The sequence below is a fragment of the Limnobacter sp. UBA7229 genome, from assembly GCF_002473065.1.
Classification (GTDB): domain Bacteria; phylum Pseudomonadota; class Gammaproteobacteria; order Burkholderiales; family Burkholderiaceae_B; genus Limnobacter; species Limnobacter profundi.
The window spans coordinates 104,878-124,800 of the sequence record NZ_DKTN01000014.1 but is presented as its reverse complement, the minus strand read 5'-3'; the positions used below and the strand labels follow the sequence as shown (position 1 = coordinate 124,800).

General features: G+C 47.5%; 21 protein-coding genes. 13 read left to right on the top strand and 8 right to left on the bottom strand.

Annotated features, from left to right (window positions below; all coding sequences use genetic code 11):
* The first annotated feature begins 8 nt into the window (after positions 1-8).
* From B4C79_RS08790 to B4C79_RS08760, 7 genes are read left to right on the top strand one after another with little or no spacing between them, the layout of a single operon-like run.
* A complete protein-coding gene (locus tag B4C79_RS08790; RefSeq protein WP_291739133.1) occupies positions 9-1,193 on the top strand; it encodes a glycosyltransferase family 4 protein in 1,185 nt (394 codons plus the stop codon).
* Positions 1,190-2,053: a dTDP-4-dehydrorhamnose reductase family protein gene (locus tag B4C79_RS08785; RefSeq protein WP_291739132.1), complete on the top strand. Its 864-nt coding sequence runs from the start codon at positions 1,190-1,192 to the stop codon at positions 2,051-2,053. Before B4C79_RS08790 ends, B4C79_RS08785 begins: the two co-directional genes overlap by 4 nt.
* A gap of 16 nt (positions 2,054-2,069) precedes the next feature.
* Positions 2,070-3,080, top strand: a complete 1,011-nt coding sequence (locus B4C79_RS08780) for a polysaccharide biosynthesis protein (RefSeq protein ID WP_291739131.1) — start codon at positions 2,070-2,072, stop codon at positions 3,078-3,080.
* Positions 3,073-4,197 carry a non-hydrolyzing UDP-N-acetylglucosamine 2-epimerase gene (gene wecB / locus B4C79_RS08775; protein ID WP_291739130.1) on the top strand — a complete coding sequence of 375 codons (1,125 nt, stop codon included), beginning with the start codon at positions 3,073-3,075 and terminating at the stop codon, positions 4,195-4,197. Before B4C79_RS08780 ends, wecB begins: the two co-directional genes overlap by 8 nt.
* Entirely contained in the window at positions 4,194-5,147 is a 954-nt protein-coding gene (locus B4C79_RS08770; protein ID WP_291751828.1) for a UDP-glucose 4-epimerase family protein, read from the top strand. Before wecB ends, B4C79_RS08770 begins: the two co-directional genes overlap by 4 nt.
* On the top strand, positions 5,147-5,707 hold the full coding sequence (locus B4C79_RS08765; RefSeq protein ID WP_291751847.1) for a sugar transferase: 561 nt from the start codon (positions 5,147-5,149) through the stop codon (positions 5,705-5,707). Before B4C79_RS08770 ends, B4C79_RS08765 begins: the two co-directional genes overlap by 1 nt.
* A gap of 14 nt (positions 5,708-5,721) precedes the next feature.
* Entirely contained in the window at positions 5,722-7,653 is a 1,932-nt protein-coding gene (locus tag B4C79_RS08760; protein ID WP_291751831.1) for a nucleoside-diphosphate sugar epimerase/dehydratase, read from the top strand.
* Here the strand turns inward: B4C79_RS08760 and B4C79_RS08755 are convergent.
* The gene (locus B4C79_RS08755) at positions 7,650-8,432 is read right to left on the bottom strand and encodes a glycosyltransferase family 25 protein (protein WP_291751833.1); all 783 of its coding nucleotides are present in this window, start codon (positions 8,430-8,432) and stop codon (positions 7,650-7,652) included. The genes B4C79_RS08760 and B4C79_RS08755 overlap by 4 nt on opposite strands.
* A gap of 46 nt (positions 8,433-8,478) precedes the next feature.
* On the opposite strand from B4C79_RS08755, the gene B4C79_RS08750 reads away from it, so the two are divergent.
* The gene (locus B4C79_RS08750) at positions 8,479-9,327 is read left to right on the top strand and encodes a glycosyltransferase family 2 protein (RefSeq protein ID WP_291751836.1); all 849 of its coding nucleotides are present in this window, start codon (positions 8,479-8,481) and stop codon (positions 9,325-9,327) included.
* 1 nt (position 9,328) lies between these two features.
* Positions 9,329-10,624 carry a hypothetical protein gene (locus tag B4C79_RS08745; RefSeq protein ID WP_291751839.1) on the top strand — a complete coding sequence of 432 codons (1,296 nt, stop codon included), beginning with the start codon at positions 9,329-9,331 and terminating at the stop codon, positions 10,622-10,624.
* Here B4C79_RS08745 and B4C79_RS08740 read toward each other — a convergent pair.
* The 7 genes from B4C79_RS08740 to B4C79_RS08710 all read right to left on the bottom strand — a co-directional run bounded on the left by B4C79_RS08740 (position 10,605) and on the right by B4C79_RS08710 (position 16,530).
* The gene (locus B4C79_RS08740) at positions 10,605-11,492 is read right to left on the bottom strand and encodes an NAD-dependent epimerase/dehydratase family protein (RefSeq protein WP_291751851.1); all 888 of its coding nucleotides are present in this window, start codon (positions 11,490-11,492) and stop codon (positions 10,605-10,607) included. The genes B4C79_RS08745 and B4C79_RS08740 overlap by 20 nt on opposite strands.
* Before the next feature lie 5 nt (positions 11,493-11,497).
* Positions 11,498-12,838, bottom strand: coding sequence for a lipopolysaccharide biosynthesis protein RfbH (gene rfbH, locus B4C79_RS08735; RefSeq protein ID WP_291751842.1), 1,341 nt, complete (start codon positions 12,836-12,838; stop codon positions 11,498-11,500).
* The gene (rfbG, locus tag B4C79_RS08730) at positions 12,835-13,965 is read right to left on the bottom strand and encodes a CDP-glucose 4,6-dehydratase (protein WP_414673415.1); all 1,131 of its coding nucleotides are present in this window, start codon (positions 13,963-13,965) and stop codon (positions 12,835-12,837) included. The genes rfbH and rfbG overlap by 4 nt, the downstream gene beginning before the upstream one ends.
* Positions 13,926-14,699 (bottom strand): glucose-1-phosphate cytidylyltransferase, encoded by a 774-nt coding sequence (gene rfbF / locus B4C79_RS08725; protein WP_291739238.1) that lies wholly within the window; start codon positions 14,697-14,699, stop codon positions 13,926-13,928. The genes rfbG and rfbF overlap by 40 nt, the downstream gene beginning before the upstream one ends.
* The gene (locus tag B4C79_RS08720) at positions 14,699-15,688 is read right to left on the bottom strand and encodes an FAD-binding oxidoreductase (protein ID WP_291739239.1); all 990 of its coding nucleotides are present in this window, start codon (positions 15,686-15,688) and stop codon (positions 14,699-14,701) included. Before B4C79_RS08720 ends, rfbF begins: the two co-directional genes overlap by 1 nt.
* A 173-nt stretch (positions 15,689-15,861) precedes the next feature.
* Entirely contained in the window at positions 15,862-16,266 is a 405-nt protein-coding gene (locus B4C79_RS08715) for a type II toxin-antitoxin system VapC family toxin (RefSeq protein WP_291739240.1), read from the bottom strand.
* A gap of 3 nt (positions 16,267-16,269) precedes the next feature.
* A complete protein-coding gene (locus B4C79_RS08710; protein WP_291739241.1) occupies positions 16,270-16,530 on the bottom strand; it encodes a type II toxin-antitoxin system Phd/YefM family antitoxin in 261 nt (86 codons plus the stop codon).
* 169 nt (positions 16,531-16,699) lie between these two features.
* Here B4C79_RS08710 and B4C79_RS08705 point away from each other — a divergent pair, with 169 nt between their 5' ends.
* The 4 genes from B4C79_RS08705 (at position 16,700) to B4C79_RS08690 (ending at position 19,922) form a co-directional block, all read left to right on the top strand.
* On the top strand, positions 16,700-17,173 hold the full coding sequence (locus B4C79_RS08705; protein ID WP_291739242.1) for a DUF6795 domain-containing protein: 474 nt from the start codon (positions 16,700-16,702) through the stop codon (positions 17,171-17,173).
* 2 nt (positions 17,174-17,175) lie between these two features.
* A complete protein-coding gene (locus B4C79_RS08700) occupies positions 17,176-18,357 on the top strand; it encodes a lipase family protein (RefSeq protein ID WP_291739243.1) in 1,182 nt (393 codons plus the stop codon).
* On the top strand, positions 18,354-18,527 hold the full coding sequence (locus tag B4C79_RS08695; RefSeq protein WP_291739244.1) for an antitoxin MazE family protein: 174 nt from the start codon (positions 18,354-18,356) through the stop codon (positions 18,525-18,527). Before B4C79_RS08700 ends, B4C79_RS08695 begins: the two co-directional genes overlap by 4 nt.
* 282 nt (positions 18,528-18,809) lie before the next feature.
* Positions 18,810-19,922 (top strand): MraY family glycosyltransferase, encoded by a 1,113-nt coding sequence (locus tag B4C79_RS08690; protein ID WP_291739245.1) that lies wholly within the window; start codon positions 18,810-18,812, stop codon positions 19,920-19,922.
* Position 19,923 lies beyond the last annotated feature (1 nt).

Here is a 19,923-nt window from a genome sequence, read left to right as displayed (position 1 = left end):
AAAGTTTTATGATTAACGACGTGGTCAAAGCACTGGTAAAGCAGGGGCACCAGGTGGTGATTGCCACAGGCAAACCCAACTATCCAGAAGGCAAGGTGTTCGCAGGCTACCGGGCCAATGGCGTTCAGCGTGAACTGTTTGATGGTGAAACGCTTGTGGTGCGCATTCCCACCTGGCCGCGCAAGCATGGGGGTGCCAAGAACCTGATCTTGAATTATCTTGTTTTTGTTTTGGCCGGCATGTTCTGCTTGCCATGGGCTTTGCGCGGTTTGAAGTTCGACGCCATTTTGGTTTATGCACCGTCACCAATTACGCAAACGATTCCCGCAATTTTATTGAAATGGATTAAGCGCGCGCCGTTGGCTTTGTGGGTTCAAGACCTGTGGCCAGAAAGTTTACAGGCCACTGGGTTTGTTCGTAATCAGAAAGCCCTGTCGGCTGTGGGCTACATGGTGTACTGGATCTACAAAGGTTGCGACCTGCTGCTGGCCCAGTCCAAAGCATTCATTGCACCGTTGAATGAATATGCAAACTGCAGCAAGATCCGGTATCAGCCCAATTCTTTTCCCGAGCAAAGTACAGACGCGCTTGTGGATGCGCCTGCACCGTTGCTCGCCACCCTGGAAAGCAAGTTCTGTGTGGTTTTTGCAGGCAATCTTGGACAGGTTCAAGCGCTCGATTGCGTTGTTGATGCCGCTGAATTGTTGAAAGATCACCACGATATTTCAATCGTACTCGTTGGCAGCGGCAGCAAAAGCGAATGGTTGTTCCAACAAAAACAGGAGCGGGGACTTGGCAACCTTGAGTTGCCGGGCAGGTTTTCGATGCAAACCATGCCCTCAATATTTAACCGGGCAGGCGCATTGCTCGTTTCACTGGAAGACGATCCGATTTTCGGGCTAACGGTTCCTAGTAAAATACAGGCCTATCTTGCAGCCGGTAAACCAGTATTGGCCAGTTTGAACGGCGAAGGCGCCCAAGTGGTACTAGAGGCAAAAGCTGGCCTGGTCTCGCCCGCCGGGGACAGTGCTGCTTTGGCAGCAAATATTCTGAAGATCAAGGCGATGACAAGCGAAGAACGCGCCAAAATGGGCAGCCATGGAAAGTCGTATTTCCTCGAATATTTTGAAACGGAAAGCCAGGCGCGCCACCTGGCCGAAACGCTCAGCGCAATGGGCAAGGGCACACCATGAAAATTCTGGTCTTGGGTATCACAGGCATGCTGGGGAGTGCAGTTTTCAAAGCGTTATGCGAAACCAAACAATTTCATGTTTGGGGTAGCCAGCGCGGCAATACTCCTCATTCAAAGCTGGCGGGTTTTCAGGCGTCTGGAATTCTCACCGGGCTCGACGCGCTGGATCAGGATTCACTGGTCAATGCCTTTGCGACGGTAAAGCCTGAGGTGGTCATCAACTGCGTGGGCTTGATCAAGCAGCTTGGTCACGCCAATGACCCACTGGTTGCCTTGCCGATCAACGCCATGCTGCCGCATCGCCTGCTGAGGCTCTGTAATTTGCTAGGTTCTCGCTTGATCCACATTAGCACTGACTGTGTGTTCAATGGCAAAAAAGGGAATTACCTGGAAAGTGACCCCTCAGACGCAGAAGATCTGTACGGACGCTCCAAGTACATTGGCGAGCTCCACGACAGCCCGAATGCAATCACCCTGCGCACCTCTATTATTGGTCATGAACTGGGCACAAGCTTTGCCCTGCTTGAATGGTTTCTGGCTCAACAAGGAAGCGTGAAAGGTTTTTCGAAAGCCGTCTTTTCCGGTGTGCCCACTTACGAATTGGCGAGAATCATTATGGAATACGTTCTGCCAAATCCCCAGTTACACGGTCTGTATCACGTAGCAGCAGAACCTATTTCCAAGCTGAATCTGCTGCAGTTGGTGGCCAAGGAATATGGTGTACAAACCACAATCACGCCCGACAACAGTTTGGTCATCGATCGATCACTATGTGCTGAGCGCTTCCAGCAGGCAAGCGGGTATACTGCCCCTAAATGGCCTGATTTGATTCAAAAAATGCGCCAATCCCGAATCCAATAAATACTGACGAGTCCCCATGTTCGACGGAAAAGTACTCATGATCACCGGTGGTACAGGGTCGTTTGGCCACACCGTGCTGAAGCGTTTTATCGAAACTGAAGTGAAAGAAATCCGCATCTTCAGTCGTGATGAAAAAAAGCAGGAAGACATGCGCATTGCCTTGGGCTGCGACAAGGTCAAGTTCTACATCGGTGATGTTCGTGATTATGACAGTCTTGCGCAAGCCATGACTGGCGTTGATTACGTGTTCCATGCTGCCGCACTGAAGCAGGTGCCTTCCTGCGAGTTCTACCCTATGGAGGCCGTGCGCACTAACGTGTTGGGCACCGAGAACATGCTGAACGCAGCCATTGCCAAGGGTGTTAGTCGCGTGGTGGTTTTAAGTACCGACAAAGCGGTGTATCCCATCAACGCCATGGGAATTTCAAAGGCCATGGCGGAAAAGCTCATGGTTGCGAAGTCCCGCACCATTCCCGAGGGGGGTACGGTGGTGTGTGCCACCCGATATGGCAACGTCATGGCCAGTCGCGGCTCGGTCATTCCCTTGTTCATCCAGCAGTTGCTGGATGGTCAGGAAATCACTGTTACCGACCCCAGCATGACCCGTTTTTTGATGTCACTTGAAGAGTCGGTTGATCTGGTTTTGCATGCGTTTGAACACGGTCAGCAAGGCGATATTTTTATTCAAAAAGCACCAGCCTCTACTGTGGCGGATCTTGCCCAAGGATTGAAAGAACTTCTAAACAAAAACAACCCGGTTAAAGTCATCGGTACCCGGCATGGTGAAAAACTTTACGAGTCCTTGGTGTCGCGCGAAGAAATGGCCAAAGCTGAAGACATGGGGCGTTACTTCCGCATCCCAGCAGACAATCGCGACCTGAACTACAAAAAGTATTTTGTAGAGGGCGAGCAGCGTATCTCCGAATTCGATGACTACACGTCTCACAACACGCATCGATTAGATGTGCAGGGCGTAAAAGAGGTGCTCTCAACACTCGACTATGTGCGGGGGTTCCTGAATGCTTAAGGTCATGACTCTGGTTGGCACACGACCCGAACTCATCAAGATGAGTCGCGTAATTGCAGAACTAGACAAACACACTGAGCACACCCTCGTGCACACCGGTCAAAATTACGACTATGAATTGAATCAAGTTTTTTTCGATGACCTGGGTATTCGCAAACCCGACTTTTTTCTGGAAGCGGTGGGTGAAAATGCAGCGCAAACCATTGCTCGTGTAATTGAAAAATCGGATGCCGTGCTTGAACAAGTCAAGCCCGACGCGTTGATGCTGTACGGTGATACAAATTCTTGCCTAGCGGTCATTTCTGCAAAACGTCGCAAGGTACCTGTGTTTCACATGGAAGCGGGTAATCGATGTTTTGATCAACGCGTACCTGAAGAATTGAACCGCAAAGTGCTGGACCATTTAAGCGACATTAACTTGGTGTTGACCGAGCACGCGCGCCGTTACTTGATCGCTGAAGGTATTCGCCCTGAAACCATCATCAAGACCGGTTCGCATATGCGGGAAGTGTTGGACCATTACATGCCCAAAATTCAGCAAAGCACCGTGTTGCAAACCATGAAGCTGGAAGAGGGCAAGTTTTTCATCGTGAGCGCACACCGCGAGGAAAACGTAGACAGTCCTGAGAATGTGGCTGATCTGCTTGAAACCCTGAATGCTTTGGCGCAGCAGTACAACTACCCTGTAATCGTATCCACGCACCCGCGTACCCAAAAGCGCCTGGCAGAACTTGACTTGAGCCGTATGAACCCGCTGATTCAGTTCCTGAAGCCGTTTGGTTTCACCGACTACATTCGCTTGCAAATGGGTGCAGCATGCGTAATCTCCGACAGCGGTACCATCACTGAAGAAACTTCACTGCTTGGGTTGAAGGCTATTACCATTCGCAATGCACATGAGCGGCCCGAGGGTATGGATGAAGGCGTTCTCATCATGTCAGGTCTGAAGAAAGCGCGTGTGCTGGATGCTGTTCGTGTGGTAATCGAGCAGAAAGCCGAACAACCAGGTGTAGCTCCGGTTGTGAAAGATTACGAGAATCCGCACGTGGCCCGCCAAGTTCTGCGCGTTGTTCTCAGCTACACCGACTACATCAATAGAACCGTGTGGTCCAAGTGAATGATCAGCGTATGTTGGTAACTGGCGCTACCGGCTTCGTTGGCCTGCGTGTTTGCAGCTTGCTCGAAAGTCTGGGTGCTGTTGTCGTAAAAGCCAGTAGATCACCTTCTCGTGAACCCAACACATTTCAGGTCTCTGCATTGGGTTCAAATACCGACTGGCGTAAGGCACTTCAAGGCTGTACTGCAGTAGTGCATCTTGCTGCGCGCGTGCATGTGATGAATGACCAAGTGGTCAATCCATTGCTTGAATTCCGCCAAGCGAACACAGAGGGCACCTTGCAGCTGGCAAGGCAGGCTGTGCAAGCTGGTGTAAAGCGCATGGTGTTTGTTAGCTCCATCAAAGTGAATGGAGAAGCCGGCCACTTCACTGCAGGTTCAAAACCGAATCCGATTGATCCTTACGGCATTTCGAAATTTGAAGCCGAAGAACAGTTGTTGGAGTTTGGTCGGCAAAGTGGCTTGGAAGTTGTCGTACTGCGCCCGCCACTGGTGTATGGGCCAGGTGTAAAAGCCAATTTCTTGAAACTGTTAAGCGCGGTTGCGCGTGGAATACCATTGCCCCTGGGGGCGGTGAACAACAAACGCAGCTTGGTGTTTGTAGGCAACTTGGCTAATGCCATTGCGACTTGCCTGGTACATCCAAAGGCTAAGGGTCGAGTCTATTTGGTTTCAGACAACTCCGATGTTTCCACTGCGCAGTTGGTTCGTGAAATGGCGCAGGCTTTTGGCCGCAAAGCCAACTTAATCAGCATATCGCCCAGGCTTATGGAGTCACTGGCAGCTATATTGGGCAAGCGGGCAGCAGCGCAACGCCTGTTAGGCGACCTAACAGTAAGTCCTCAAGCCTTGTGTGAAGAACTGGACTGGAAGCCCCCTTTCAATATGCAGGCTGGCATGAAAGAAACGGCCGACTGGTATATGCATCAGGGGCAACTGAAACTACGATGATGAAACGATCATTCGACTTTTTATTGTGCATTGTTGCTTTGGCCATTTTGGCCTTGCCAATTGTATTGGTTGCTTTGGCTGTACGCCTTACCTCCAAAGGTCCCGCTCTTTACTGGAGCGACCGCGTTGGAATTCGCAATCAAATTTTTAAAATGCCAAAATTTCGCAGCATGCGTGTGGGCACACCCGCTGTTGCAACTCACCTGCTGAATGACCCGCGATCGCACCTTACGCCGATCGGTTCATTCATACGAAGAACAAGTCTTGATGAATTGCCCCAGCTGTGGAGCATCCTCAAAGGCGACATGAGTTTTGTTGGTCCACGCCCGGCCTTGTTTAATCAACACGACCTCATTGAATTGCGCACGGAAAAGGGTGTGCATCAAATTCTTCCCGGCTTGACAGGCTGGGCCCAAGTGAATGGTCGTGATGACATACCGATTGACCGGAAGGTGCAGCTAGATTACGAATACCTTCAAAAGCAAAGTCTGCTTTTTGATATGCGGATACTTTGGCTGACTTTTCTGAAAGTGGTTAAACGCGACGGCGTTTCGCACTAGGGCACACGTTCATCATGTTTCTTTCAAAATTCGCCAGCCCTGTTCTTAATTTACCTCGCATTGCCAAGCGTTTAATCGTATTGGCAGTGGACGCTAGCTTGTGTGTTCTAACCGTTTGGCTTGCCTATTATTTACGCCTTGATTACTGGATCTCATTGACCAACCCTGACTTTGGCTGGAATCCAATGGCTGCAGTGGGTATGAGCTTGCTGGTTGCGATTCCACTGTTTATTGTCAATGGTTTCTATCGAGCAATATTCAGGTATTCAGGCTTGTCCGCCATATTCACAGTCACAAAAGTTATTGCTGTTTACGGTGTCATTTACGCCGCAATTTTCACGGCCATGGGTGTATCTGGTGTGCCGCGTACGGTAGGAATAATTCAACCAATTTTACTGATGGTATTTGTGGGGCTTACTCGCTTGTTCGCACGTTTTTGGCTGGGTGGTTTGTACCGAAACCAATTGCAGCTGGCTAACCTGCCACGTGTGCTCATTTATGGCGCTGGTTCCACTGGTCGCCAGCTAGCGGGGGCACTGGCCAACAGCCACGAAATGCGTGTAGTGGGCTTCATTGACGACAACAAGGCCTTACACAAACAAACCATTAACGATCTGAAGATTTTTAATCCTAAAGATCTGCAAGGCCTTGTAGAAACACTTGGCGTAAATACTGTTTTGCTGGCATTCAGTGCGGCAAGTCGTAAACGCAGGAATGAAATTCTCGATAGCATTTCAAAGAGTAAAGTGGCTGTTCGCACCCTGCCGCGAGTCACTGAAATAGCAACAGGCAAGGTCAGTGTTTCTGACCTGCGTGAACTAGATATTGACGACCTGCTAGGGCGCGACCCCGTAAGTCCTGACCCTGAACTGCTGTCAAAAAATATTCTAGGCAAAGTGGTCTTGGTGACTGGCTCTGGTGGTTCAATTGGTAGTGAACTCTGTCGTCAAATTTTGAATATAGGTCCAACGCAGCTTTTGCTCGTCGAACAAAGTGAATTTGCTCTATATCAAATCCACCAGGAACTTGAGCACAAACTGTTAGCGAGCAATAACTCGCAAATTGCTCTGGTTCCCTTTTTGGCTTCCGTTCGGGATGAAATCCGTATGGACAGTATCCTTGCCAAATTTAAACCTCAAACAATCTTCCATGCAGCCGCATACAAGCACGTACCGCTGGTTGAGCACAACCTTAGCGAAGGTATTTACAACAATGTATTCGGTACCTTCACAACAGCTAAACTGGCTTTGAAACACGGAGCAGAAAACTTTGTGTTGATCAGCACCGACAAAGCCGTGCGGCCCACCAATGTGATGGGGGCCACCAAACGCCTGGCTGAAATGTCGCTACAGGCGCTTGCCGAAACATCAAGCACAACCGTTTTTTCTATGGTGCGTTTTGGAAACGTACTCGGCTCATCGGGTTCTGTTGTTCCCCTGTTCCGTCAGCAAATCCGCGACGGTGGGCCAATCACTCTTACTCACCGAGATATAACCCGTTATTTCATGACGATACCCGAAGCCGCGCAGCTGGTGATTCAAGCCAGCGCTTTGGCGGAGGGCGGGGATGTGTTCTTGCTGGATATGGGTGAGCCCATCAAAATTTATGACTTAGCCGTACGCATGGTTGAGTTGTCCGGGCTCTCGTTGAAGGATGAGTCGAATCCAGAGGGTGATATTGAAATTCAGATTACAGGGTTGCGGCCAGGTGAGAAGTTGTATGAAGAATTGTTGATTGGGAACGAACCTCACCCAACGGTTCATGCGCGTATTATGCGTGGAAGCGAAGGATCTTTAAATATTGAAACCTTAGCAAATAACCTTGAAATTCTAAAGAATTTGGTAGCGGCTCAAAGATTCGATTTGGTTCAAAATTTCTTAGTTAAAAATGTGATTGGTTACGATCCGAAAAAAATTGTGGATTGGATTTTTTCATCAACAAACTAGAGCCGTTTGTAGTCAGACATCAATCCAAAAACACGCATAACTTCACTTTTAAATCTTTGATACGCCCTGGAAATTAGATTTAAATAATATATGAGATCGAGAGGCATGTCGTTCGATTTTTCAATGCGAAACTTCTCAATATGACTGCTGCTCAAATCAGTTGGATGCTGGACTAAATTGCTGTAAAAGTAAGAAGGAATAGTCTCTTGGAAAAAATATCTCCAGTCGTCGGCGACTGTTGTGAAGTTAACGGTACGCTCTAAAATTTGTATTGCCGTAGCTCGGTCGACTACATAACAGCAGGTTCTCCACAAGTGTTTCCCAGAGAACGGATGTAATCGATATACCGGAGGGAAAATAGTGGGTTTTCCTAAAAGATAACGTTGACTAGGTAACCCGTTTTGACCACCAGGAATAAATATTGAGTGTTGAGGTAGCGTAGCATTGACTTGAAGTATTAAATCAATATCTTCATCGGTAACTGAAACGTCATCTTCAAGGATGAGTGCGTGAGAAGAATCTGATTTAAGAAATCTATTAAGTGCAATCTGATGGCTTAAAAAACACCCAATTTCGCCTGGTGACAATAATCTATTTCTGATTTTGAAGTGATTTGAGACATGTCTATAAAACTCATTGCATGGTAGGTCGGAGCCGTTGATAGCATTTACGCACTGAATATTATCATAGTAACGAGGCAGTCTACTCGCGAGTATTTTTCTGCGAGCTTCGTCTTTTTCGAGACTGATAAGCAATAGAATTGTAGATGAATAGCTCATGATTGGGTTGTTAGCATCGATTAGGCTGGATAAAAGGATCTGAGAGTTGAAAAATTTGTCATTATCAATATGCATACCAACTTACAACAGAAAGAATAAATTGGAGAAAACTTTGGATGTGCTTGTTCCAGCACTGAGAAAATTTCACAATTTAGAAATTATAGTATCAGATAATTGTTCTGTCGATGGTACGGATCAAGTTAGAAAGAAATATGCTGGTAGCCTGAGATGGAATACAAATACGAAGAATCTGGGTTTACTTGGAAATTTAAATAAGCTCTATGAAATTTCGAATGGTAAGTTCATATGGTTTGTCGGTGATGATGATTATGTGCCAATTGAGGCTGTTGCTTATATTATTAAGATAATAGATGAAGTTGATATCGATCATATATTTTTAAATCATGAAATCGTGAGTTCAGGGTCATTGACTGAAAGAAGAAGTGTTATCGAGGGAGGGGAGGATCTATCACTGACTGAGGGATCATTTGAACTGATTGATCGTTTGGGTCCTAATTACTTTTGTCAATTAATGTTTATAACTGCCAATGTATATAAAAAAGAAAAAATAGAAAAGGCGATAAATGATGTCCATTCTATTGCTTTGCCACTATATTTGACGCTTTATGTGATGGCCTGTGGCAAGTCTCGTGTCGTTGCTCGGTCGATGGTAGTTAATGACTGGTCCGAAATAAGTTGGTCGGATCGTTATGAGGAAATCTATACCAGAGATATCCCGAACATATTCTATTTGATAACGAGAAAATTCCCGTCTGCTAAATTAAAATTTAATTTTCTATTTAGGTTTCGTTGGATTGTTAAATATAAGAGTTTATATTTAAGGTTCATCTTTCGGGCGCTGAGATTAATTCGATTCAGTGGTGAGGTGAAATGATTTGAATTCAGCATTTGATGGCGCATCGCTTTGGGGTGGGGTATCTGCATTTCTGCGTTTAATGCTTGGTCCAATAACCCTATTGCTTGTTGCTTATAAACTAACCCCAGCAGAGATGGGTTTTTACTTTCAGTTTTTTTCTCTTTATGCTTTTCAGCAGGTTTTTGAAGGTGGCGTAGGGTTTTTGTTGTTGCGTTATTGTTCTAGATTGAAAGCATCTGGTGTTGAGGATGTGAGGAATAATTTAGAATTAATTGAAAAAATAAATTTTTCTTTAGTCTGGTATCGAATTATATCGATCATACTGATTCTGGCATTAGGTTTTTCGGGATTTTATATTTTTATTGGGGATCAGTTTCAATCGACGGTTAGTTGGGAAGTACCTTGGGTTATTTATATAGTTTTTTCTTGTTTAACTTTGGGTCTCTATCCGTATTCTATTTTGAATGAGGTTTTTTATTCGGCTGCGGAAGTTTATAAAAAAAGAGCCTTTGTTAACTTGGCGCAGTTTGTTGTTATTTCATTGTCTCTTCTGCTTGACATGAAGTTGTTCGCGCTATCTCTGAGTGCAATATTCGTATTTATATTGAGTCGATTTTTGTATTATAATTCTGGGTTGCTTATTCTAAAAAGATTTGCATCGGTATCATTGAAGTTCTCAAATGTATTTAGGGTCTATTTTGTTGAAAATTGGAAGCTAATCCTGGTTTGGGTTACTGGATATTTTTATTGGTTTTCGCTGCCATTACTGATTTTTGTGATGGAGGGTAGCAAAGTATCAGGTGCTTTTTCTTTCACCAATTCCATTGTGTTGGCGATCTCAACACTTGCCTCTATGATGGTTATTGCCAAGGCGGCATTCTTTTCTGAAAGGTTAAGTTCTGGTTGTTTTCTTCAGGCAATTGATGTGTTTCGGAAGTCTAATTTCTGGTCAATTGTTTTATATTTACCGACTTTTATATTAATTTTTATAATTGATTTCTCGGATATATCTTTGCTTAAGGGAAAAATTGTAGAAGGTTCTGTGTTATTTTTTCTTGCTTTGAATCAATTGTGTGTTCTGGTTTTTTCGAATCTAGCTTTCTTTTGTAGATTAAAGGAGGGCGATCCTTTTTTTTGGGTGAGTATGTGTTCAAATATTTTAACGCCAGTCGTTTTGTTGATTTTTTCCAGTACTGCTGATGGGGTTTTAGTTTTGATTGTTACTAGTTTAATTTTGAATTTATTTTATTTAATTTATGGTTATCTAATTTACAAGGGTTTTGTCAAAGATTTAATTATTGGTGATGGTTTTTAAGGTATGAGTGTATTGTGAGATCAAGTCCTTCATGCATTTTTATTGTAGGGGTCCAATCTATTGAAGAAGTCCATTGTAGGTTGGCGGAAGAGGAGCTTATTTCACCATTTCTCTGATTTACAGCTCCATAATTTCTTTTCGTGTGAGTTCCGATTGTAGTGGCTAAGTATTCAATTAAATTTTTTAGTGGCACCGCTTGTCCTGTTCCAATTTCCAGTTCTACGCATTCAGGTGATAAGTAAGAATAATTGGATAGTATCAGATGCATGGCATTGCATACGTCGTTAACAAATACGAAATCTCTTGATTGTTCACAAGATGAAAGATCTATTTTTTCAATATTATTTGTGAATTGTCTAATTAAAAAAGGTATCAGTTTTTGCTCGTTGTCGTCTGGACCATATACATGTTCCAAGCGTGCAGTTATAAATTTGCAGTCTGTATTTTTTGTAAGGTCATCGCCGAGGATTCGAAATAAGTTTTTAGTCTCTGAGTATGCTTGCATCGCAGGATAGCTGCGTCCTCCCTTCGTATAGTACGAATCCGTGTTTAAAAATAATTGACCATTTTGCTCTAAGAACTTGCTCAATATAAATAGGGGCATAGTGAGGTTCGACTCGTGAACCTCCTCGGTTTCTCCGTTTCTTCCGTAGTGTGTTGCTAGATGTACAACACAATCAATTTTAAATTTCGCAAACAGATCCTCGACCTCATTTGCTCCGACCCAATGCATACCTAGTTGTTCTAAAGTTTGCATTGATGTGTTTTTGTGTTGTTGTCGATGAAGTCCAAATACAGCATATTTATTGTTTAACAATCTTCGGGCTAAGTGTTTTCCTATAAAACCTGAGGCGCCCGTTATAAACACGTTTTTCAAAACCCAACCCCAAAAAACTCTTCCATCTTTTGCACCACGTAATCCAAATGCTCTGTGCTTAAACCTGGGTACACTCCCAGCCAGAAGGTTTGGTTCATCACAATGTCGGTGTTGGTCAAGTCACCACTGATACGGAAGTTACGTCCAATCATGTAAGGCTGTCTTGTCAGGTTGCCTGCAAACAGCAACCGCGTGCCAATCTTGGCTTGGTCCAGGTAGTTCAAAAGGTCAACGCGCTTCACTCCGCTTTCTTCCCTCAGCACCAAGGGGAAACCAAACCACGATGGTTCGGAATTGGGTGTGGCCACAGGCAGGTGGAAATAATCCTGAAGGCTTTCAAGTTTGTTGCGCAGGTAATCATAATTCGCACGGCGCTGTTCAATGAATCCTTCCAGTCGGTCCATTTGTGCCAATGCGCAAGCAGCTTGCATGTCTGTAATCTTCAGGTTGTAACCCGCGTGGCTGTAGGTGTACTTGTGGTCATAACCTTCGGGCAGTTCACCCAGCTTCCAGCAAAAACGCTTGTTGCAGGTGTTGTCTTTTCCGGGGGGGCAATAACAATCGCGGCCCCAATCGCGGAAGCTTTCCGCGATTACTTTCAGTTCATCGTTGTTGGTAAACACAGCACCACCTTCGCCCATCGTAATGTGGTGGGCAGGGTAAAAGCTTAATGTTGCAATGTCACCAAACGTGCCCACGGTTTGCCCCTTGTATTTGGCCCCCAAGGCATCGCAAGTGTCTTCAACCAGCCAAAGGTCATATTTCTTGCAAAGTGCGCTGACCACGTCCAGGTTAAAGGGGTTGCCCAAGCTATGCGCCAACATAATTGCTTTGGTTTTAGGGCCAATTGCAGCTTCAATTTTCGTGGCATCAATATTGTGGGTGTGCAGGTCTACATCTACAAACACGGGCACCGCACCAAACTGCAAAATTGGGTTCACCGTGGTTGGAAAGCCTGCAGCCACACCAATCACTTCATCGCCAGGTTTAATGGCTCGGTCGCCCAGCTTAGGGCTAGTCAATGTTGAAAACGCCACCAGGTTGGCTGATGAACCTGAATTCACTGTAAGCACATGCTTAACACCCAAAAACTTGGCCAAGCGGGCTTCAAACATGGTGTTAAAGCGCCCTGTGGTCAACCAGCAATCAAGGCTGGCCTCCACCATCATTTGAATTTCAGGCGCGCCCACTACTTTGCCTGAAACAGGTACAGAACTTTCACCGGGAACGAACGCCTTGGGTGCGTGTACTGCATCTGCATACTGCTGAACCAATTCCGCGATTTGCGCGCGCAGGGCTTCCGGGTTGGTTTTGTGGAATGTAAGGGGTTCGCTCATGCTGCTTCCTGTGTGCGGGTATTTGTGTATTCGTTAATTTGTTGCAGGCAAAGGTCGCGGGCATTTTCGCCAGCCAACCACGCCTTGTGCCACTTAGTAATCTTTTCCAACGCTAAGCCCAAATTCCATTTGGGCTGCCAATTTAGGTGGCGCTTGGCCTTGGAAATATCTAATTTTAAATAATTGGCTTCATGCGGGTTGGGTTGACCGTCTAACTTCCAGCTCGCGCCCTGGCCCCACTGTTTCACCATGTGGTCGCAGATCCAGCCTACGGGTTGCACATCCTCATCTTTCGGACCAAAGTTCCAGCCATCCGCAAACTCTGGGTGCTTCCCGCCGTGAAGCTGTTCTGCCAGCACAAAGTAGCCAGCAAGTGGTTCCATCACATGTTGCCAAGGTCGGGTTGCAGTGGGGTTGCGAATCACGACAGCTTGTTGCTTTTCAAAGGCCCTGAGAATGTCGGGTATTAGCCTGTCTTCAGCCCAATCGCCACCGCCAATTACATTGCCTGCGCGCACGCTGGCCAGTGCAGGTGTTCCGGGGGCGTTAAAAAACGATTTGCGGTAAGCGCTGGTCACCAGCTCTGCACAACCTTTACTGTTGCTGTAGGGGTCGTGTCCACCCATGGGTTCGTTCTCGCGATATCCCCATTCCCACTCTCGGTTCTCGTAACACTTGTCGGTGGTAATGTTTACAATCGCTTCCAAGTTCGCGCATTTCCGTGCTGCCTCAAATACATGCACAGTACCCATTACGTTGGTGGCGTAAGTTTCAACGGGATCCCGGTAGCTTAGCCGCACCAAGGGTTGCGCCGCCATGTGAATCAGAATGTCTGGGTTGAAAGCCGCCATACTCTTGGTAATCGTAGCTAAATCGCGAATGTCGCCAAATTCGCTTTCCATGCCTTCGGCAACCTGGGCCTGTTCAAACAGAGAAGGCGATGTGGGCGGTGGCAATGAAAATCCTTTCACAACTGCACCCATTTGTTGCAACCACAGTGCAGCCCAGCCACCTTTGAAACCGGTGTGGCCGGTCAGAAATACCCGCTTTCCTTTCCAAAAATCGGCATTCACGAAGCCCGTCATTTTTAGTCCCACTTTTTCCAGGGTGCTTTGCCGCTGGCCCACAATTCTTCCAGCAAGTGCTTGTCGCGTAGCGTGTCCATGGGTTGCCAAAAGCCTTGGTGTTCAAAAGCCATCAGTTCACCGTCCCCGGCTAACTTTTGCAATGGCGTCTGTTCCCAAATAGTGTCATCACCACCAAGGTAGCTTAAAACTTTGGGACTTAATACAAAGAAACCACCATTGATCATCGCCCCATCGCCTTTGGGTTTTTCCTTAAAGTTAAGTACTTTGCCTTCACGAATATCCAGTGCGCCAAAGCGCCCTGGAGGGTAAGTGGCGGTTAGTGTTGCCGCTTTGCCATGCTGCTTGTGAAAAGCAATGGATGCACCAATATCGATATCGCCCACGCCATCGCCATAGGTGAAGCAGAACATTTCATCGTTTTCAATGTACTTGCGCACCCGGCCCAAGCGTCCACCAGTCATTGAATTCTCGCCAGTATCAACAAGCGTAACTGTCCATGGTTCGGCACGCTTGTGGTGAACGTCCATGGTGTTGTTGCGCATGTCAAACGTAACGTCTGATTGATGAAGAAAGTAGTTCGCAAAGTATTCTTTAATCACATAGCCTTTGTAGCCACAACAAATCACGAAATCGTTAATGCCATGGTGTGAATACATTTTCATGATGTGCCATAAAATCGGCATGCCACCAATTTCCACCATCGGCTTGGGTTTAATGCTGGTTTCTTCACTTAGGCGTGTGCCAAGGCCACCGGCCAGAATTACGGCTTTCATTAATTTGAGCTCACAAAGGCGTCTGAATGGAATTTGTTGGATGGTAACCCACTTTTCACCAAGGCCGCTTTGGCGGATTCAATCATTTTGATCGAGCCGCAAGCATAAACAGCACATTCATTAAAATGCCTGTGATCAGTCAATACCGCCTCCTGAACATGGCCTGTGCGACCAATCCAGTCCTCTCCGGGCCGACTAAGCAGCACATGAATCTTTAAGTTTGAGGAAGAAGGTTGGGCCAGGTCCATGTAAATGTCTTCCGCAAACCTGCTTCCCCAATACATATGAATTTCAGGCAAATCATTTGCGGGTAGTGTGTTTATATGCTCAAGAAGGCCTTTAATCGGGGCAAGGCCAGTGCCGGTTGCCAGCAAAATCAACTTCTTGGGCAAGGGTTTTCGCACGAAGAAAGTGCCTAGCGGCCCCTCGAATCGAAGCAGATCATTTGCCTTTGCGTGATCAAACCAGTACGCACTGAATGCACCACCATCCACTTTTTTGATGTGCAATTCAATTTTTCCGTCTGCTCGTGGGGCGTTTGCAATTGAATAACTGCGTCTTAGGCCATTTGGCCCGATCACGGAAATGTATTGCCCAGCTAAAAAGTGAATTTTGTCGTTGGGTGGAGTTCGCAGAATAACCTTGATAATCGATTGGGTTAATCTCTCAATTGAATCAATACGCGCCGGGTAGGTTTTGGTCTTGATCCCAGCCAATTCGGGCAGGTCCTCAGCATCAATTTCAAGGTCAGAAATCGCCGTGCGGCAGCAAGTCAGTACATAGCCTTGTTCAAGCCTTTCTGCACCCAATGCAATCTCGGGGCGCAAAGCCTTAGTGTCACCTTTTAGCACTTTGACCTCGCAAACACCGCATTGACCATTTTTACAACTGTGCTCCAAGGCAATTTTGTTGGTAATAGCACTGTCCAGAATGGTGGTGTTGGATTCGCAAGCGAACCGATTGCCGTTTCTTAGTAATACCTGGCGCATGTGATTGTTCCGTGTAAGGCGCTTTTAACGTCCTTATTTTACGCTTTCAAGCCGCTTAACCCATCAAATGAGCCTGTCAATAGCCTGTTAAGCAACACCTTACTTTTCAATTTTGGGCTTGCTGCAGTATGAATGTGTCGCTCGGTTTTCAGACCAGGCACCCAGCGCAAACCTTAATTAGAGAACGGATTTAGCAGCGGTACTTCAAACCGAGTGAAGTCCCTCGTATTGCGAGTCACCACCGTTAACTGGTTGGCAAGGGCCGTGGCTGCAATCATGGCATCTTCAAGTGCTGTGTCTGTTTCCCGGTGCATTAATTTCGCCCATACTCGAAAGCACCTTGCATCCATAGGCAGTACCTTAAAGGTCGCTTCCAGTTTGTTCAGCCATTGCTCTATTTCTTCGGCTTTGTCGCTATCTTGTTCTCGAGTTTTTTCTATCCCACTTTGAATCTCAGCCAGTGTGAATGCGCTAAGGTAAAGCAAATGCTCGGGAATATTCTTGATCCACGCAAGCACTGCTCCATGGGGCTTTGCTTTTCTAAGTTCGGAAATAACGTTGGTGTCCAGAAGGTACATGGTTCAGCCTTCCTGTGCGTTGGCTTTTCGGCGCTTAAGCTGCCCTCTCGGGGGTACAAGGTATTCCGTACGGGCCTCCTCGGCCAGTAGCAAAACTTTCACGCCCGGCTGATTTTGCTGGGTCAGCCGTACCCATTCAGCCATGGATACCAAAACCGCCTGTTCTTGGCCGCGCCTGCTTACCGCTTGGGGACCATCACGCAGGCAGGTGTCCAGTAGCTCACTGAATCTGGCTTTTGCATCCTGTACAGGCCATGTTTGCATAAACTTATCCTAAATGACTAGTTATCTGACTAGTTTATCTGGTTTGGTATTTTCAAGCAACAACCAGCAGCAATAACCCCCATCCTGATTACGTACTCAACCCTGTTTTTGCCTCCCGCCCCACCCAGTGCTAGCGTGCTCGTTTGTTCAAAACATGCAGGCTTAAACCATGTACCGCATCTTGTTTGCTCTGGTATTGCTGCTGCCCCTCTCTCCCGTCCCCTCGGAGGCCTTTGTGTTCAGAAAAATTGTGTACTGCTCGCCCATCGAAGGGTTTATTCATTGGCAAGGAAAGCCGCTGGCCAACGAGGTTGTAACGCGAGAACTCCACAGCGGTGGGTTTGCGGGGGGTAAGTACAGCGACACCGCTTCAACTGGCATCGACGGACGCTTCAAGTTCGATGTGGTTCAGGAACGAAGGTTCTTAAGACCAGATTTGTTGTCGGCGAATCCAGTTGTTTCTCAGAGTCTGAAAGTTAGTTATCAAGGAATCAACTATCTGATTTGGTATTTCCGAAAGCCAAATTACGAACTTGGGTCTGAATCTCTCAATGGTTTTCTAAAACTCGATTGCGATCTCTCCATTTCTGAAGAGGGTGGTGAAAGTCAAATTGTTCGCTGTAAACACAATGGAGCTTTGTAAAAATGGAATTAAATCCTGGTCAAATTTATAAGCTGACTGACCAAGCTTATGAAAGTAAAGACATCACCTTGGGAAACTTTAAAGATAAGGTGAGGTACGCGTTACCGTTTGTCGCCAAAGACAGCGTCAAAATCATCACCGCCACCTCCGGTCTCACCACCCCCATTCCCAGCGGCTTTGGCTTCATGGCCCAGCTCAACGGTGGTCGCTCCCGCGAAATCGTCATCGCCACCCGTGGCACAGCCACTTGGGCTGATGCTGGTACCGACATCAACGCCATTCCTACCCCTGGCCCCACTGGCCATGCCATTCACAAAGGCTTTGGCACCACATTCAAAAGCTACGTTCAGCAGCTTAATGAATTCATCAGGCAACAAAACCTCGGTTTCAAGCCCACCGCAGTGCACTGCATGGGGCATAGCTTGGGCGGTGCGTTGGCCAATCTCAATGCAGCGGCTTGCGCCGAACTGGGCTTGAATTCTTACCTGTACACCGTGGCCGCACCCCGCGTGGGTATGGTGCCGTATGCCGAGCACCTGAGTAAAAAAATGAAAGCCGCCCATGTGTACCGCGTGGCCAACGAAGCGGATATTGTCACCATGGTGCCGTGCTATCCCTTCGTGCACTCGCCCTATGTGCATGGCACTTACCTGCTAGAAGCCGGCATGCTGAAAATCAACCCCATGCAGCACATGCTGGCCAACGGCTATGGCAGCATGGTCAACAGCAGTTGGAAACAAATGCAAAGCCTTACCCAAGGCAAACAACAGCAGCTTGAAAACTCCCTGTACCCAGCCAACAACAAGGAAGCAGGGCAGTTTGAACAACTCGCCAAAATGCCCGGTGCCATGTTCAGTGGGCGTTTGCTCAAGCTGATCAACAAAGCCATTCACGACATGCTGAGCCGTTTGGGCGCACAAAGCCTGCTCAGCGTGAGCCATTACGGTACGGGGGCATTCACGGTATTGGATCAGATCTCGGAAATACTCGCCCGCTACGCCCAAGCCAGCCACAAACAAGCCAAAGAGGTAGCTGGCATGCTCAATGCCATCATGGCTTACCTGGGCCGCTCAACTTATGCATTGGCAGATGCCTCAGTGGCCACCATCCGCTGGGTGTTTAACCTGTTGCACCTGTCGGTCAATACCATGGCCAAACAGGCCATTCAACTGGTGGGAAGGTGATCCAAATATTGCGTTTGGTACAAATTTGGGTGCTAGATACCCGCAAACCGGGTTTCGCCGAGGAATGTGCACGCCAATCGAATGTTGTTGCCCAAAGTGACTCTGCAGACCAAGCGATTAATGATCTGTTGGACGAGTCTTTACGCAATATCGATGGTTGGGCCGATTGATGCAAACTGGTTTATAGAAATTGGACTAGCCATGCCAACCAATTCTCCACTCGCCCGTTAGCAATTAATGGCCTCTAGCTGAATCCAAAAGGCTGTAACACGTGTAACAAAGGCAGGCGTATACTTCACCCTTAGGTGCTGTGTCACAAACCTGCCATGAAGCAGGTGCGATAATTACGAAATATTACCTGTAGCAATTTGCCGCCTCGGGCATTTTTAATGACTTAAATAAAACAATGTGCTTGCCTGCCCGCAAGCACTGTTTCATGTGTGTGGAGCATCATGCAAACAGCAGCGGCGCTAAGCCTGAACTGGCCTTCGGCCATGGTAGGGCTATTATGTAGCTTTCTGGTGGCCTTGTTTATTGTATTAACTAAAAAATGGCATGGCCGCCTTACACTCGATGCCCCGCAGGGCATCCAAAAATTTCACACCATTCCAACGCCCCGCATTGGCGGTGTCGCGCTGGCCGTGGGCTTAATTGCGGCTTGGTCATTCCTGCCCGTGGGCAGCAACCGCCAACACTTGTTGGGCCTGTTGTTGCTGGGCGCCTTGCCAGCATTTGCCTTTGGCCTGGCCGAAGATATTACCAAGCGCGTCAGCGTAAAAGCCCGCCTGTTGGCCACCATTGCCAGCGGTTTAATCGCAGCATTGCTGACTGGTTACTGGGTCAGTTTTGTGAATGTACCGGGCGTAGACATGCTGCTGGCACTTGCCCCAATCGGCCTCATATTCACCGCCTTTGCCGTGGCAGGTATTGCCAACAGCGTGAATATTGTTGATGGTTTCAATGGCTTGGCTGGTGGCGTGGTGGTGCTTATGCTGCTTACGCTGGCCACCATCGCGTGGCGTGTAGACGACTTTGTCATCATTCAGCTGGCGCTACTGGGCGTGTCGGTTACCTTGGGTTTTTTGTTCATCAACTACCCCAAGGGCCACCTGTTTCTGGGCGATGCTGGGGCCTATTTCCTGGGCTACTACGTCGCCATGCTGGCTGTAATGCTGGCCATGCGCAACCCCATCGAAGTAAGCCCATGGGCCATGTTGCTGGTGTGCGGTTACCCGGTGATTGAAACACTGTTCAGTGTGTACCGCCGAACCACGCGCAAACGCAGGCACAACCCTGGCGCGCCCGATGCTTCCCATTTACACAGCTTGGTGTATCGCCGCGTGGTTAGCCGCAAACTGTTGCCCTATGCGCCAGCTTGGCAGCGCAATGCTGCCACTTCCCCGTTAATGTGGATTTACGCCGCAGTGCCCATGCTGGGCGCCGTGTTCTGGCCAGAAAGCCTGGGCATGGTGTTGGCATGGTTGGCCTTCAGCGTAGTGGCCTATGTGCGGCTGTACCGCCGCATGCTGGTGCTGGGTATTTTCTTTCGCAGGCGTGCGCACTAAA